Source organism: Myroides sp. C4067, from assembly GCF_038039665.1.
Taxonomy (GTDB): Bacteria; Bacteroidota; Bacteroidia; order Flavobacteriales; family Flavobacteriaceae; genus Flavobacterium; species Flavobacterium odoratimimum.
Genome location: NZ_JBBPHJ010000017.1, coordinates 45,174 through 59,275 on the forward strand (window position 1 = coordinate 45,174; position 14,102 = coordinate 59,275).

11 protein-coding genes are annotated in these 14,102 nt (G+C 33.9%); 9 read left to right on the forward strand and 2 right to left on the reverse strand.

Annotated features, from left to right (window positions below; translation table 11 throughout):
* Positions 1 to 83: 83 nt before the first annotated feature.
* The 7 genes from AABL87_RS12575 (at position 84) to AABL87_RS12605 (ending at position 9,832) form a co-directional block, all read left to right on the forward strand.
* Positions 84 to 923: an NAD(P)-dependent oxidoreductase gene (locus AABL87_RS12575; RefSeq protein ID WP_039328305.1), complete on the forward strand. Its 840-nt coding sequence runs from the start codon at positions 84 to 86 to the stop codon at positions 921 to 923.
* A gap of 31 nt (positions 924 to 954) precedes the next feature.
* Entirely contained in the window at positions 955 to 1,770 is an 816-nt protein-coding gene (locus tag AABL87_RS12580; RefSeq protein ID WP_006264316.1) for a 2,3,4,5-tetrahydropyridine-2,6-dicarboxylate N-succinyltransferase, read from the forward strand.
* Between the two features lie 78 nt (positions 1,771 to 1,848).
* A complete protein-coding gene (locus tag AABL87_RS12585) occupies positions 1,849 to 3,717 on the forward strand; it encodes an LTA synthase family protein (protein WP_006261783.1) in 1,869 nt (622 codons plus the stop codon).
* 50 nt (positions 3,718 to 3,767) lie between these two features.
* Positions 3,768 to 4,511, forward strand: coding sequence for a glycosyltransferase family 2 protein (locus AABL87_RS12590; protein ID WP_006258649.1), 744 nt, complete (start codon positions 3,768 to 3,770; stop codon positions 4,509 to 4,511).
* Positions 4,512 to 4,566: 55 nt separating this feature from the next.
* Positions 4,567 to 5,331: a glycosyltransferase family 2 protein gene (locus AABL87_RS12595; protein WP_006258650.1), complete on the forward strand. Its 765-nt coding sequence runs from the start codon at positions 4,567 to 4,569 to the stop codon at positions 5,329 to 5,331.
* Positions 5,332 to 5,480: 149 nt separating this feature from the next.
* A complete protein-coding gene (purL, locus tag AABL87_RS12600; RefSeq protein WP_341277435.1) occupies positions 5,481 to 9,152 on the forward strand; it encodes a phosphoribosylformylglycinamidine synthase in 3,672 nt (1,223 codons plus the stop codon).
* A gap of 188 nt (positions 9,153 to 9,340) precedes the next feature.
* A complete protein-coding gene (locus tag AABL87_RS12605) occupies positions 9,341 to 9,832 on the forward strand; it encodes a hypothetical protein (protein WP_006265884.1) in 492 nt (163 codons plus the stop codon).
* Positions 9,833 to 9,953: 121 nt separating this feature from the next.
* Here AABL87_RS12605 and AABL87_RS12610 read toward each other — a convergent pair whose 3' ends face one another.
* Together AABL87_RS12610 and AABL87_RS12615 are read right to left on the reverse strand one after the other, a co-directional pair.
* Entirely contained in the window at positions 9,954 to 11,042 is a 1,089-nt protein-coding gene (locus AABL87_RS12610) for a hypothetical protein (RefSeq protein WP_341277436.1), read from the reverse strand.
* A gap of 105 nt (positions 11,043 to 11,147) precedes the next feature.
* Positions 11,148 to 12,272, reverse strand: coding sequence for an SPFH domain-containing protein (locus AABL87_RS12615; protein WP_341277437.1), 1,125 nt, complete (start codon positions 12,270 to 12,272; stop codon positions 11,148 to 11,150).
* Positions 12,273 to 12,524: 252 nt separating this feature from the next.
* On the opposite strand from AABL87_RS12615, the gene AABL87_RS12620 reads away from it, so the two are divergent.
* Positions 12,525 to 13,496, forward strand: a complete 972-nt coding sequence (locus AABL87_RS12620) for an SMP-30/gluconolactonase/LRE family protein (RefSeq protein WP_006265888.1) — start codon at positions 12,525 to 12,527, stop codon at positions 13,494 to 13,496.
* 119 nt (positions 13,497 to 13,615) lie between these two features.
* Positions 13,616 to 14,089 (forward strand): DUF4265 domain-containing protein, encoded by a 474-nt coding sequence (locus AABL87_RS12625; RefSeq protein WP_006258657.1) that lies wholly within the window; start codon positions 13,616 to 13,618, stop codon positions 14,087 to 14,089.
* Positions 14,090 to 14,102: the final 13 nt, after the last annotated feature.

Here is a 14,102-nt window from a genome sequence, read left to right on the forward strand (position 1 = left end):
TAGCATGAGAAACGACTCTCAAAAAAAAATATCGTTATATTTGCTTTATCATTAAAATAACCTCAACACAAAAAATAAAAGATATGAAAACAATAGGATGGATAGGATTAGGAAATATGGGAACCCCTATGGCGCACAATCTTTTAAAGGCAGGTTATAAACTAAACTTCTATAGAAGAGATAACTCTAAGACTTCTCCACTTATCGCTGAAGGAGCTACTCCTATAGAAGATCTTACAGACTTTATCGCTAAGACAGATATTATCTTTCTAACACTGCCTGATGATAAAATAGTAGTAAGTACTTTTGAGCAAATTCTCACTACGGATCTAAAGGGAAAAACATTCGTTAACAGTAGTACAATATCGCCTACATTAGCTGAAAAACTATACCAACAAGTACAAGAGAAAGAGGCTTTCTATCTAGATGCTCCTGTATCAGGAAGTGTAAAACCTGCGATAGATGGTACACTCTTATTCTTAGTGGGTGGTGATCTAGAAGATCATTTGACTTGCGAACCTCTTTTTGAAGTAATGGGTAAAAGCCATTATTACTTAGGAACGGCAGGTAGTGGTAGCAAAGCTAAATTAGCAATTAACTACTATATGTCTGTAGTAGTACAAGGGCTAGCAGAGACTGTACTATACGCAGAACAGAATGGAATAAATAGAGAGATGATGACTGCTATCGTAAATGATAGTGCATGTGGCTCTGGTATGAGTAAGATAAAGACCCCTGCTATACTAGAAGATAACTATCCTGCTGCATTTCCACTAAAATTTATGCTAAAGGACATTCGCCTAGCACAAGATGCAGGATGGAATACTGCACTGACACAAGCTGCTGAACAAGCGTATGCAAAAGCAAGTGAACAAGGATTAGCCGAACAAGACTTAATGGCAGTAATCAAAGCCATTCAATAATTATATATTAACAAACCTCAATCTAATACAGATGACGCACTTACAAGAAGTAATCGAAAAGGCGTGGGACGACCGCTCACTATTACAAGATCAAAACACTCAAAATACTATTCGTGAAGTTATAGAGCTGATTGACAGTGGTAAATTGCGTGTAGCTGAACCTAAGGGAACAGAATGGCAAATCAATGAATGGGTAAAGAAGGCAGTAGTGCTATACTTCCCTATTCAAAAGATGGAAACTTTAGAAGCTGGTATCTTCGAATACCACGATAAAATGCCTCTAAAGAAGAATTATGCTGCAAAGGGAATCAGAGTAGTACCTAATGCTGTGGCTCGTCATGGAGCTTATATCTCATCAGGTGTTATCCTTATGCCTTCTTATGTGAATATAGGTGCTTATGTAGATGAAGGAACGATGGTAGATACATGGGCTACTGTTGGATCTTGTGCTCAGATAGGTAAACATGTTCACTTATCAGGTGGTGTAGGTATCGGAGGAGTACTAGAACCTCTACAGGCTGCGCCTGTTATTATTGAGGACAATGCATTCATCGGATCGCGTTGTATCGTAGTAGAAGGTGTTCGCGTAGGGAAAGAAGCTGTATTAGGTGCTAATGTAGTACTAACAGCATCTACTAAAATTATAGATGTAACAGGAGATACTCCTAAAGAAATAAAAGGATATGTACCGGAGCGCTCTGTAGTGATACCTGGTTCGTATACAAAACAATTCCCTGCTGGTGAGTTCCAAGTACCTTGTGCGTTAATCATCGGACAGAGAAAACCATCTACAGATCTTAAAACATCTCTAAACGATGCTTTAAGAGAATATAATGTAGCTGTATAAATACTAAATATACCATTACTATCATAAAACAGAGTACTTTTGTGCTCTGTTTTTATTTATTAAAAAAAGTTTTTATTATTGATTATGAGTAAATTATTTTCTCAAAATTGTATCCTATTCTTTAAAAGATTTCTTTTAATCTTCTTCTTTTATCAAGTATGTAGAGTAGGTTTCTATTTTTACAATTCACACTTATTAGATCCTTGGGATTTAAATATATTTCTTGGGGGTGTTCGATTTGACTTAGCGGCACTAGGATTTATTAATATGGCATTCGCCTTATTACACTTATTCCCTGGTAAATTTCAAAATAACAAAGGATATCAACAGTTCTTATTTTACAGTTTCTACTTAGTGAATATATTCATACTATGTCTAAACTTTGTAGACTACGAATACTTTAGATTTATCAGTAGACGTAGTTCTTATGCCTTTATCACTGCCTCTGGTATGGAACAAGAATTACCAGGATTATTAAAGAATTTCATTGTAGACTACTGGTGGATACCAGTCTATATGTTCTTATCCTTCGTAATATTCTGGTTGATATACAGAAAGATAGATTACAAAATCAAAAGCAGTAAATTCAATATTAAAGATACTGTCGTGATGGTATTAGTAATAGGAATCATGCTAGTATTAGGTCGTGGGGGATTACAACGCAAACCTATTCGTCTAGTAGATGCATCTCAATATGGAGGATTAAAAAATACAGCTCTAGTCTTAAACACTCCATTCTCTGTATTAAAAACAATGGGAAGAAACGAAAACTTAGAAGAGGTAAACTTCTATACTGAAGCTGAACTAGACCAGGTATTTAATCCTGTACAAGAGTTCAAATATGACAGTATTAATAAAAAGAATGTTGTCTTGTTAATCGTTGAAAGTTTCGGTAGAGAAACGATGCATAGAGGATTGACTCCATTTATGGATTCGCTAGCGCAGAATAGTCATTTCTTCGAAAATGCATTCGCTAATGGTAAAGTATCTATCGATGCTGTACCATCGTCTATCTCTAGTATTCCTAGCTTAATGAATAGAACATTTATTTCGTCTAGCTATGCATTAAACGACGTATATACACTACCTAAAATATTAAAAGAAAATGGATATCACACTGCGTTCTTCCATGGTGCGTTCAACGGTAGTCAAAACTTCGATCAATATGCTAATGTAGCAGGTTTTGATGAATATTATGGAAAGAATGAATACGAAGGCCCTGATGCATTTGACGGAACTTGGGGTGTATTTGATGAAGAGTTTTTACAGTTCTATATCAAACAATTAGACCGATTCAAGAAACCTTTTTTTACTACTCTATTCACAATTTCGTCACATAACCCATATACTATCCCTGAGAAGTATAAAGGTAAATTCCCTAAAGGAGAAGCAGACATCCACGAATCAATCGCCTATGCTGATTATTCTCTTAAAAAGTTCTTCGAAACTGCAAAAAATAAAGAGTGGTATAACAATACTATTTTTATTATTACTGCAGACCATACCTGTGCAGAACCTATAGAAGATGAATGGAAAACGAATGTAGGTAAATTCCGTATTCCTATCTTGTTCTTTGCTCCTAATGACCCAAGTATAACAACTGAAAAAGTAGAGAAGAACTTCCAACAGATCGATATCCTACCAAGTTTACTGGACTATCTACAGATTAATACTAAGATTATTACTTATGGTAAATCTTATAAATCTGATCAAGACTTTGTAGTAAACTACTTAGATAATATCTATAACTATGAAAAAGGAGATTATTACTTAGCTTTTGACGGGAAGAAAACCTTAGGTCTATACAACTGGAAAAAAGATCCTCTACTAAAGCAAAACCTGATGAATACAGAGGCTGCAAAAAGAGAAGAGATGGAAAAATTCATCAAAGCATATATACAGTCCTTTAATTCTAGAGTTAAAAACAATCAATTGACTGTGAAATAATATTATAATAACCTTACATTTAACAATTATCTTTAGAGAACAAATAAATCATGGCAATTAGTGGACTTGTAATAACATTTAACGAAGAAAAAAACATTGGAAAATGTTTGGATTCATTATTTCAATATTGTGAAGAAGTAATCATTATAGATTCAAATAGTACAGATAAAACAGTGGAAATAGCTAAAAATAAAGGAGCTAAAGTTTATTCTCAAGCATACCTAGGCGACGGTCCCCAGCGAACTTATGGATTACAATATTGTAAAAACGATTGGATTATGAACTTAGATGCTGATGAATTTTTGGATCAAGATGCATTAACTTTCATTTCGAAAAAATCTTATGAGAATAATACTTATGATGCTTATAAATTCAGAGTCAAAAACTTTTTAGGAAATAAGTTAATTAACTTCTCTGGGTGGTATCCTGATTCAAAGATTCGCTTTTTTAATAAAAAAACAGCCTATCCTTCAGATCATATGGCTCACCAACATATTATAGCAACAAATGAAAAGAGCATCAACGTCCATATTTTACACTATGGATGGAGCTCTTATAAACAAGTTATAGACAAAAAAAATCAATACTCTACTTGGGCTGCTCAACAACTTTTTGATGAAGGCAAAAAAGTTTCTTCGTTTAAACCTATTTTAAACGGTATTGTAGCCTTCATTAGATGTTATTTCTTTAAAAAAGGAATTTTTAATGGAATAGATGGTCTTGCATTTGCTCTAATTCAATCTTTCTTTTCTTTTATGAAATATACTAAATTAATTAACTTGCATAAGCAATAAAGCAGCTTTTATTCTGTTACTATTACTAAATACATTCATCATTTAAATTATTACAATGATCAATAAATTGACTCTTTTAATCCCGACTAAAAATGAAGAAGACAAGATTAAACAGTGTATTTTATCTGCTAAAGACATTGTAAGTGAAATTATAGTTATAGATTCTTATAGTCAAGATAATACTGTAAGCATTGCTGAAGGCTTAGGGGCAAAAGTTATACAACGCAAATTTGACAACTTCTCGAATCAAAAGAATTATGCTATACCTCATGCTAAAAATGATTGGATATTATTATTAGATGCAGATGAACAATTAACAGAAGACCTTAAACAAGAGATACAAGTCCTGATAAATAACGATAACATAAATAATCACGAAGCTTATTGGGTATATAGATCGAACTACTTCTTTAATCAACTTATACATTATTCTGGATATCAGAAAGACAAAGTTATCCGTCTATTTAATAAGCACAAATGTTCATATAAAAACTATGTTCATGAGAACTTAGTCGTAGATGGCACTATAGGCTTTTTAAAAAATAAACTATATCATAATACATATAGAGGATTTGACATTCATATTCAAAAACTTAATCAATATGCAACTCTACAAGCAGAGGATTATAATAAACGAACAGGTAAATTAACTCTATATCATTTTATTCTTAAACCAGCGTTTAGATTCTTAAAACACTATTTTATTCAACAAGGATTTAGAGATGGTGTACCAGGATTAATATTATCTGTTTTAAACAGTTACGCAACCTTCCTTAGATATGTAAAACTATGGATGTTAAGAAATGATATCAAATCATAACAAAGAAAGATTATAGAGTTGTCTATAATCTTTCTTTGTTAAAATGAGTTTATTGAATTAAAAATTAAGAGTAAAATATTAAGTTTTAAAATCTTGTTTTTTTAGTCTATTTTTGTGCATTACAACAACAACTAAATATTCTTAACGTAATGATTCATTTCTTCGAAAACCCTTCGAGAAAGTTCTACACTGTACAAGTGGAGAACAACTTATCTAATGAAGATATCCAAAAGTTAAATTGGTTATTTGGCAATGCCAAGCACATTAACGAGAAAACAATCAATGCTAAATTTGTCGGTCCACGCGCTACGATGGTTACTCCATGGAGTACGAATGCAGTAGAGATTACTCAAAATATGGGGATCAATGGAATTATCCGTATTGAAGAGTTTGTAAAAGCTGAAGACAGTGACGCATTTGACCCTATGTTACTACAAGAGTTTGATGCACTTCACCAAGACATCTTTACTATCAACATTGCTCCTGAAGCAATTAACTACATTGAAGACATCGCTAAATACAATGCACAAGAAGGTTTAGCTTTAAATGAAGAAGAAATTACTTACCTAAATGAATTATCTACTAAACTTGGACGTAAGTTAACTGACTCTGAAGTATTCGGATTCTCTCAAGTTAACTCTGAGCACTGTCGTCACAAGATATTTAATGGTACATTCATCATTGATGGAGAAGAACAACCTACTTCCCTATTCAAATTAATTAGAAAAACATCTGAGACAAATCCTAATGATATTGTTTCGGCTTATAAAGATAACGTTGCTTTCGTAAAAGGTCCTAAGGTAACTCAGTTTGCTCCTAAATCAGCAGACAAGCCTGACTTCTACGCAGAGACTGAGTTTGACTCTGTGATCTCATTAAAAGCAGAGACACATAACTTCCCTACTACAGTTGAGCCTTTTAACGGTGCTGCTACTGGATCAGGAGGAGAGATTCGCGACCGTTTAGCTGGTGGACAAGGTTCATTGCCATTAGCAGGTACTGCTATCTATATGACATCATACTCTCGCTTAGAAGAGAACCGCCCTTGGGAACAAGCGATGGACGAAAGAGCATGGTTGTACCAAACACCTATTGATATCTTAATCAAGGCTTCTAATGGTGCTTCTGACTTCGGTAACAAATTCGGACAACCGTTAATCACAGGTTCTATCCTTACATTCGAACATGAAGAAGACGCTCGTAAACTTGGATTTGACAAAGTGATTATGCAAGCTGGAGGTATTGGATATGGTAAGCTTGACCAAGCATTAAAACACAAACCATCTGAAGGTGACCAAGTGGTAATCTTAGGAGGTGAAAACTATAGAATCGGTATGGGAGGTGCAGCAGTATCTTCTGCTAATACAGGTGCTTTTGGTTCAGGTATTGAGTTAAATGCTATCCAACGTTCTAATCCTGAAATGCAAAAACGTGCTGCTAATGCTATCCGTGCGATGGTAGAAGCTGAACACAACCCTATCGTGTCTATTCACGATCACGGTGCGGGTGGACACTTAAACTGTCTTTCTGAGTTAGTAGAAGAAACAGGTGGAAACATCAACTTAGATGCTTTACCAGTAGGTGACCCTACTCTATCTGCTAAGGAAATTATTGGTAATGAGTCTCAAGAAAGAATGGGATTAGTTATTGGTCAAAAAGACATCGATACTTTAGCAAAGATTGCGGAGAGAGAACGTGCTCCGATGTACACTGTAGGTGAGATTACAAATGATCACCGCTTTACGATAGAGTCTAAAACTAAAGGTGATAAACCTATGGACTTCGCTATCGAAGATATGTTTGGTAGTTCTCCTAAAACAATCATGGATGATAAAACTATCAACCGTGTATATGCTGATTTAGATTACTCTGTAAACAAAGTAGAAGAATACTTAAACCAATTATTACAATTAGAGGCTGTAGCTTCTAAAGATTGGTTAACAAATAAAGTAGACCGTTGTGTTGGTGGTCGTGTGGCTAAACAACAATGTACAGGTCCATTACAATTGCCATTAAACAACTTAGGTGCTATGGCACTTGATTATAAAGGTAAAGAAGGTATTGCTACTACTGTAGGACACGCTCCTATCGTAGCAATCATAGATCCTGCTGCAGGAAGTAGAAACGCTATCGCAGAGGCTTTATCTAATATCGTTTGGGCTCCGCTAAAAGAAGGTATCAAGAACGTTTCTTTATCTGCTAACTGGATGTGGGCATGTAACAATGCTGGAGAAGATGCTCGTCTATACAAGGCTGTAAAAGCTTGTTCAGACTTCGCTATCGAATTAGGAATCAATATCCCTACAGGAAAAGATTCTTTATCGATGAAGCAGAAGTACCCTAATGATGAAGTAATCGCACCTGGTACGGTTATTATCTCTGCAGCGGCTAACTGTACTGATATTACGAAAATAGTAGAACCTACTTTAAAGAAAAATGCTGGTTCTATTTACTATATCAACTTGTCTAAAGATAGCTTCAAATTAGGAGGTTCTTCTTTTGCACAAGTATTAAACAAAATAGGTCAAGAAGTTCCTACTATCACTGATGCTACTTACTTTAAGAATGCATTTAATGCTATTCAAGAATTAGTAGCTAATGAGCAAATCGCTGCTGGACACGATATCGGAAGTGGAGGTTTAGTTACTTCTCTTTTAGAAATGACATTTGCAGATGTAAACTTAGGAGCTAAGTATGACTTAACTGCTCTTAACGAAAAGGATACTGTAAAAACATTATTCAACGAGAACATCGCGCTTATCGTTCAAGCAAAAGACGATGCTACTTTAGAACAAGCTTTAGCTGCTAAAGGCGTTATCGCTACTAAGATAGGTACTGTAACTACAGATGAGCAAGTATCATTCACTAATGGTGCAGATCACTTTACATTTAATGTACCTGCCATCAGAGATACTTGGGCTAAAACGTCTTACTTATTAGACCAAAAACAAACGAAAAACAACAAAGCAACAGATCGTTATAACAACTATAAAGTACAACCTTTAAACTTCAGTTTCCCTGCTCAGTTTGATGGTAAAAAACCTGTAGTTGACGCTTCTAAACCAAGACCTAAAGCAGCTATTATCCGTGAGAAAGGTAGTAACTCTGAAAGAGAGGTTGCTAATGCTATGTTCTTAGCTGGTTTTGATGTAAAAGACGTTCACATGACTGACCTTATCTCTGGTAGAGAAACATTAGAAGATATCCAATTTATCGGAGCTGTAGGTGGATTCTCTAACTCTGACGTATTAGGATCTGCCAAAGGTTGGGCTGGTGCATTTATGTACAACGAGAAAGCAAATACAGCATTGAAAAATTTCTTTGCTCGTCAAGACACTTTATCTGTAGGTATCTGTAATGGATGTCAGCTGTTTATGGAGTTAGAGTTAATCAACCCTGAACACAAAGTACATGGTAAGATGCAACACAATGACTCTCAAAAACACGAGAGTAACTTTACATCTGTAACAATTCAAGAGAACAACTCTATCATGCTTTCTACTTTAGCTGGAAGTACTTTAGGAGTGTGGATTTCACACGGTGAAGGTAAATTCAACTTACCTGAGACAGAAGATCAATACAATATCGTAGCGAAGTATGCTTATGATGCTTACCCTGCTAACCCTAATGGTTCTGACTTTAACACAGCGATGATGTGTGATACTACAGGACGCCATTTAGTAATGATGCCTCATATCGAGCGTTCATTATTCCAATGGCACTGGGCTAACTATCCAGAAGGAAGAAAAGATGAAGTTTCTCCTTGGATGGAAGCATTCGTTAATGCACGCAAGTGGATTGAAGAAAACAACGCTAAATAATCATATAGCTTATAAATAACAAGAAGGGCTGTCTTTTTAAGACAGCCCTTCTTTAGTATATAATAAATTTAAAAAAACATTACACTCTTTGATTTAATACATAATTTGAGTTAAACAATTTGAATTGTATATTTTAAAAAATATGCTTTACTATACCTTTAGTCTCTTAACCAACTAAAGAAACTATTATGAAAAAAATTGTAGTACTTATAATTATAGCTATTACAAGTTATAATTTTACAGCATGTTCTAGTGATGATAATGTTCCTTATAAAGTAGCTAATTTTAAGGAAGAAATTATAAAAGAATGGACAATCGAAAAAAAAGAATTTCTTGATAATAAAGGAAAAGTTATTCTAAGTATTGATTACACAAAGAAAAAAAATTGTTCAACAGAAAAATGGACTTTTAACAAAGAAGAAGTTAATCGAAAAATATCTTCTACAAACCAAGCAGGAAATTGTAATGAAACTACAGACAAACTAAGTTACAAAGTAGTTGAACGAGATTTACTTGTCATGGTTCCTTCACAATCTAAAAGTACATTCAAAAAAATAGAAATTTCAAATTTCTACCATTATAAAATGCACTTAGTAGAAAAAGTAAATAAAGAAGAAATAACTCTTAGTTTAGATTACCCTAAAGGCACACAAACTATAAAATATACTTTTAAAAGATAACAAAGCCTCCCATTAGGAGGCTTTATTATTTTATTTCTTCTTTACAAATTCATATGAACTATATCTAAATACTTTAGCTTTATCAGGCTTCATCATCGGTTCCGCTGTTTTGCGTTCATACCTATGCATCTTTAAACAAATAAACAAGAAAGATAAGTATGAGTAAACCAATAAAGCATGCAAAAGCAATCTTCCATGTACTGTATGGTCGTTCACCTGTGATTCTACCTGTTACTCCATTGACATAGAAAGTATACTGCTTATTGCCATAAGAAAAAGAACTAACGTATAAAGGCAAAAGAATATGCTTAAATGTAATATCTGACAAGTCTGTATTCATATTATGTATACGCTGTTCATCTCCCCCTATATTTCTTCTTACACTTTCTCTTTCATATTGATAGACGATATCTCTGGCCTTATCATATCCTTCTTTTAAATCTACTTGGTATTTCTCTGTAATAAAACCACTTAAGTAATCTGGTTTTATCTTTTGTACACCTTTAGGATCCCAACCTGTAGAGATAGAATTAAGCAAATCCATTTTGAGTGTTTTACTTCCTGTCACTAAGATATCATCATAGAAATTAGACACTCTACCACTTACTCTTGACCAAGAAACTCTACGTACCTTTTTTTTATTCTCGCCACTACCTACTGTCACATAATAGGCATCTCCACGCTCCCCTCTATAATCAGTATGAGTTTGCATATCATAGGTCCAAAAAGGTACATATACTCCTCTTAAATTATCTGCTGAGAATATTCCTCTCTGTATTTTATTAGGTGCAAACCATAAATCTTTTATCCACCTCTGTAATATACCTGATACTTGATTCCTATCCACAGCAAAAGGAGATACATACTCTGGCTTAATATATCTTTCTTCGTGTATATCTTGTTCTACTAATGGATTAGCACAATAAGGACATGCCATCGACTTCAGGTTTTCATCTACTGTAGAAGTAGCATGACAACTACTGCATTCTACAACCTTCGTAGTACTAAAACTCTCTTTCTCATAGCTTTCCATAAAGCGGACGAAATCATGCTCATTCAGTTCTCCTGCCCCCTGCTCTATTTCCTTTACAGTACCACAGTACTCACATACTAATGCTTGAGCACTTGGCTTATAGGTCATTGGCCCACCACATGAGCTACATGGCGTAGCTTCTGATGTATTTAATTTTATCTCTTCTCCTGATGACACTTCTTATTCTAATTAAATAGCTATTAACATTCTCTTTATTCTAATCCTGTATAAAAAAGGTGCTGAAGAAGATTTAAAGCACCTGAAGCACCTTTATTTATCATATTACATATTTGGTAACGGAGGAGGTGTTTGTGCCCACAAAGCATTTAAATCACTTTGTTCGCCTGCTTTTTCCCAATTCGCCATTCCATTTTTCCAAACTAAGGTATCTCTTTGCAACTGTCCATTCGTTGTCATCTGTTTTAATCCTTCTAAATCAAAAGGACCTGCTTGCTGCCCATTTACTGCTACAAAATAACTTACTGCTACAGCACCTGGTATTGGTGGAGGTGTATTAGTTACTGGTTGTTGTTGCTGTTGTGTAGTAGTTTGTCCTTGCGCCATAGCTTGTCCAAACTGATTCGCCATAGCAAACCCTGCCCCCATACCTACTCCTGCTCCTGCTACACCTGATGGATTATTAGCAGCTGCCTCCATTGCTTTAGCTGCTTTCATTTGCATCAACTTATTCAAGTCAACGTGATTCAACCTGCTCAACTCAAAGATTTCTTTCTTAATCTCTTCAGGCATTGATACGTTCTCAATTAAGAACTTTGTAACATCCATACCATATACTTCGAAATCGTCTTTCATATAGGCAAAAATCGCAGTAGAAAGTTCATTTAAGTTTGCAGCATACGTCTCGATAGGCAAATTAGCTTCACCAATAGAATCTGTAAAACGAGTAACAATAGCACTTCTCAACTGATCATTAATTTGATCTGTAGTAAACGTACCTGACGTACCTACGATCTCTTTAATAAACTTACCTGGATCTGCTATTTTAAATGTATACGTACCAAAAGAACGTACCTCTATCATTCCAAAGCGATTGTCATTTAGAATAATTGGATTCTTAGTTCCCCAACGTTGATCGATAAAAGTCTTTGTACTTACAAAATAAACCTCTGCCTTAAATGGGCTATTAAATCCGTATTTCCATCCTTTTAAAGTTGCTAGGATAGGTAAGTTTTGTGTATTTAAGGTATGTGTACCAGGACTAAAAACATCTGCTAGCTGCCCCTCATTAATAAACACAGCCATTTGTCCTTCGCGAACAACTAACTTTGCATTATTCTTTATCTCGTTTTGATAACGCTCAAAACGGTGTACTATAGTATTCTGAGTTGGGTCTAAGAACTCAATGATATCAATGAATTCTCCTGCTAATTTTTTAAACAAGTTCATATCTTTTCTTTTTCTTATTAGTAGTTATATCTAAGTAAATGTAACAGATTTTATCCTATAATTATCACAAAGTATTCTTTAAAAAACGAAATCACTTATTCATATAACAATACTTTAGAATTTGTATTTATCTATATTTTGAAAAAGATATAATATCTATACAGCAAAAAGACTGTATTTAAATTTATTATCACAAGACCTTATATTACATTTTTTACTATATTTATCTCTATAATTATCAATTAACTTATTATGAATAAGAATCTTAAACATAATAACACTAATACTAAAAGTGGTAAACGTATAGGCAAAATTGAAATCATCAATCCTATAGCGCAATTAGTATTTGATGACAACGCATACATAGAGGTAATCGCTGAAGGTTTTCAATATGCTGATTCACCTTTGTGGATTCAAGCAGAAAACTTATTGCTCTTTACAGACTTCCCCAATAAGAAAATACACTATTGGAAAGAACATTATAACGAGCCTAGAACTTACTTAGAAGCCATCGATTTTATAGGTCAAAACACAAAGAATGGAGACCTAAACTCAAGTGCTTTACACTTTAATAACCAAGGAGAGATTACCCTTTTCCTTTATGGAGAAGATAAAATAGCTAAAATGAGTGCCATTATTAGAGAACCAAAGTTTAACTTCACCTCTTGGATCAATAACCCTCAAAAAATCAAATTAATCAATCCTTCTCACTTTACAGAAGATAACTCTGGTAATATCTATTTTACGGATACAATTCTTACAGAAAGTAAATCAAAACAGAAAAAAACTACTACTTACGGTTTATATAGAATAACAAACAAAAACAAACTAGAATTGCTCTTTCAAAGTGATTTAACACCACAAGGAATAACTTTATCTATTGATAATAAACTTCTCTATATCACCTATTCAGACCAAAAGAAAGACTATCTATATCAGTATAACTTAAATAAAAGCAAAATACAATCAGACACACCTAAAGTATTTGATTACACACCATTCATCAGTGAAATAGAAGATAAACCTAGAGGCATTGAAGTAGATCGATTTGGCAATATATTTACTGCAGGGCCTAATGGTTTATGGATATTCAATAAAGACCTTGAACTAACCGCTCGTGTACACTTCTCAGAATTAGCTACTAATTGTGTATTCTCAGATGACTTTAAGACATTATATATCACAACTAATACTAAACTACTCAAACTTAAATTGCGAAACTAAGCACAAAAACAACTGTTTTGGTATTATATTTTACAGTTTGCCTTATCTTTGACACCGAATAGAAACATATAATGTATCTATTCAATGATTAAAACAAATAGAACAAATATTAGTACACAATGGAAGAGCAATATCAACAAATCTTAGTTAGATATTATAGTGATGTCTTAGAAGAAAATACGGTCGAGACTTTTTGGGGAAAGACCATAGATAAAGAAAAAGGGTTATACCAAGTTGATAATATTCCTTTTTATGGACCTGATTTTTCATGTGATGATATTATCTATGCAGAATTTGACGAAACAGAAAACACACTTACGTATCGATATGTAGATACTGCTTCAGGGAACTCTACTGTGCAAGTTATCGTTCAAAAAGAAAAATATAACAGAGAAGATCTATACAATGAAATCCTTTATGCAGGTACAGAAATAGAAGTGTGTAGTGAGCAATACTTCGTGATTAACATTCCTAGCAAAACCGACTATCGAAATGTATATGCTATCTTAGGAGCATTAGAAGAAGAAAAAGTAATAGAATTCGCAGAACCTCTATTGTCTCCTAAACACAGTGCTGATTTAAGACAGAAATAATCTTTATTATAAT

Coding starts and splice junctions, on each gene's coding strand:
- AABL87_RS12575 (WP_039328305.1), top strand. CDS start 84: ATGAAAACAATAGGATGGATAGGATTAGGAAATATGGGAACCCCTATG.
- AABL87_RS12580 (WP_006264316.1), top strand. CDS start 955: ATGACGCACTTACAAGAAGTAATCGAAAAGGCGTGGGACGACCGCTCA.
- AABL87_RS12590 (WP_006258649.1), top strand. CDS start 3,768: ATGGCAATTAGTGGACTTGTAATAACATTTAACGAAGAAAAAAACATT.
- AABL87_RS12595 (WP_006258650.1), top strand. CDS start 4,567: ATGATCAATAAATTGACTCTTTTAATCCCGACTAAAAATGAAGAAGAC.
- purL (WP_341277435.1), top strand. CDS start 5,481: ATGATTCATTTCTTCGAAAACCCTTCGAGAAAGTTCTACACTGTACAA.
- AABL87_RS12605 (WP_006265884.1), top strand. CDS start 9,341: ATGAAAAAAATTGTAGTACTTATAATTATAGCTATTACAAGTTATAAT.
- AABL87_RS12615 (WP_341277437.1), bottom strand. CDS start 12,272: ATGAACTTGTTTAAAAAATTAGCAGGAGAATTCATTGATATCATTGAG.
- AABL87_RS12620 (WP_006265888.1), top strand. CDS start 12,525: ATGAATAAGAATCTTAAACATAATAACACTAATACTAAAAGTGGTAAA.
- AABL87_RS12625 (WP_006258657.1), top strand. CDS start 13,616: ATGGAAGAGCAATATCAACAAATCTTAGTTAGATATTATAGTGATGTC.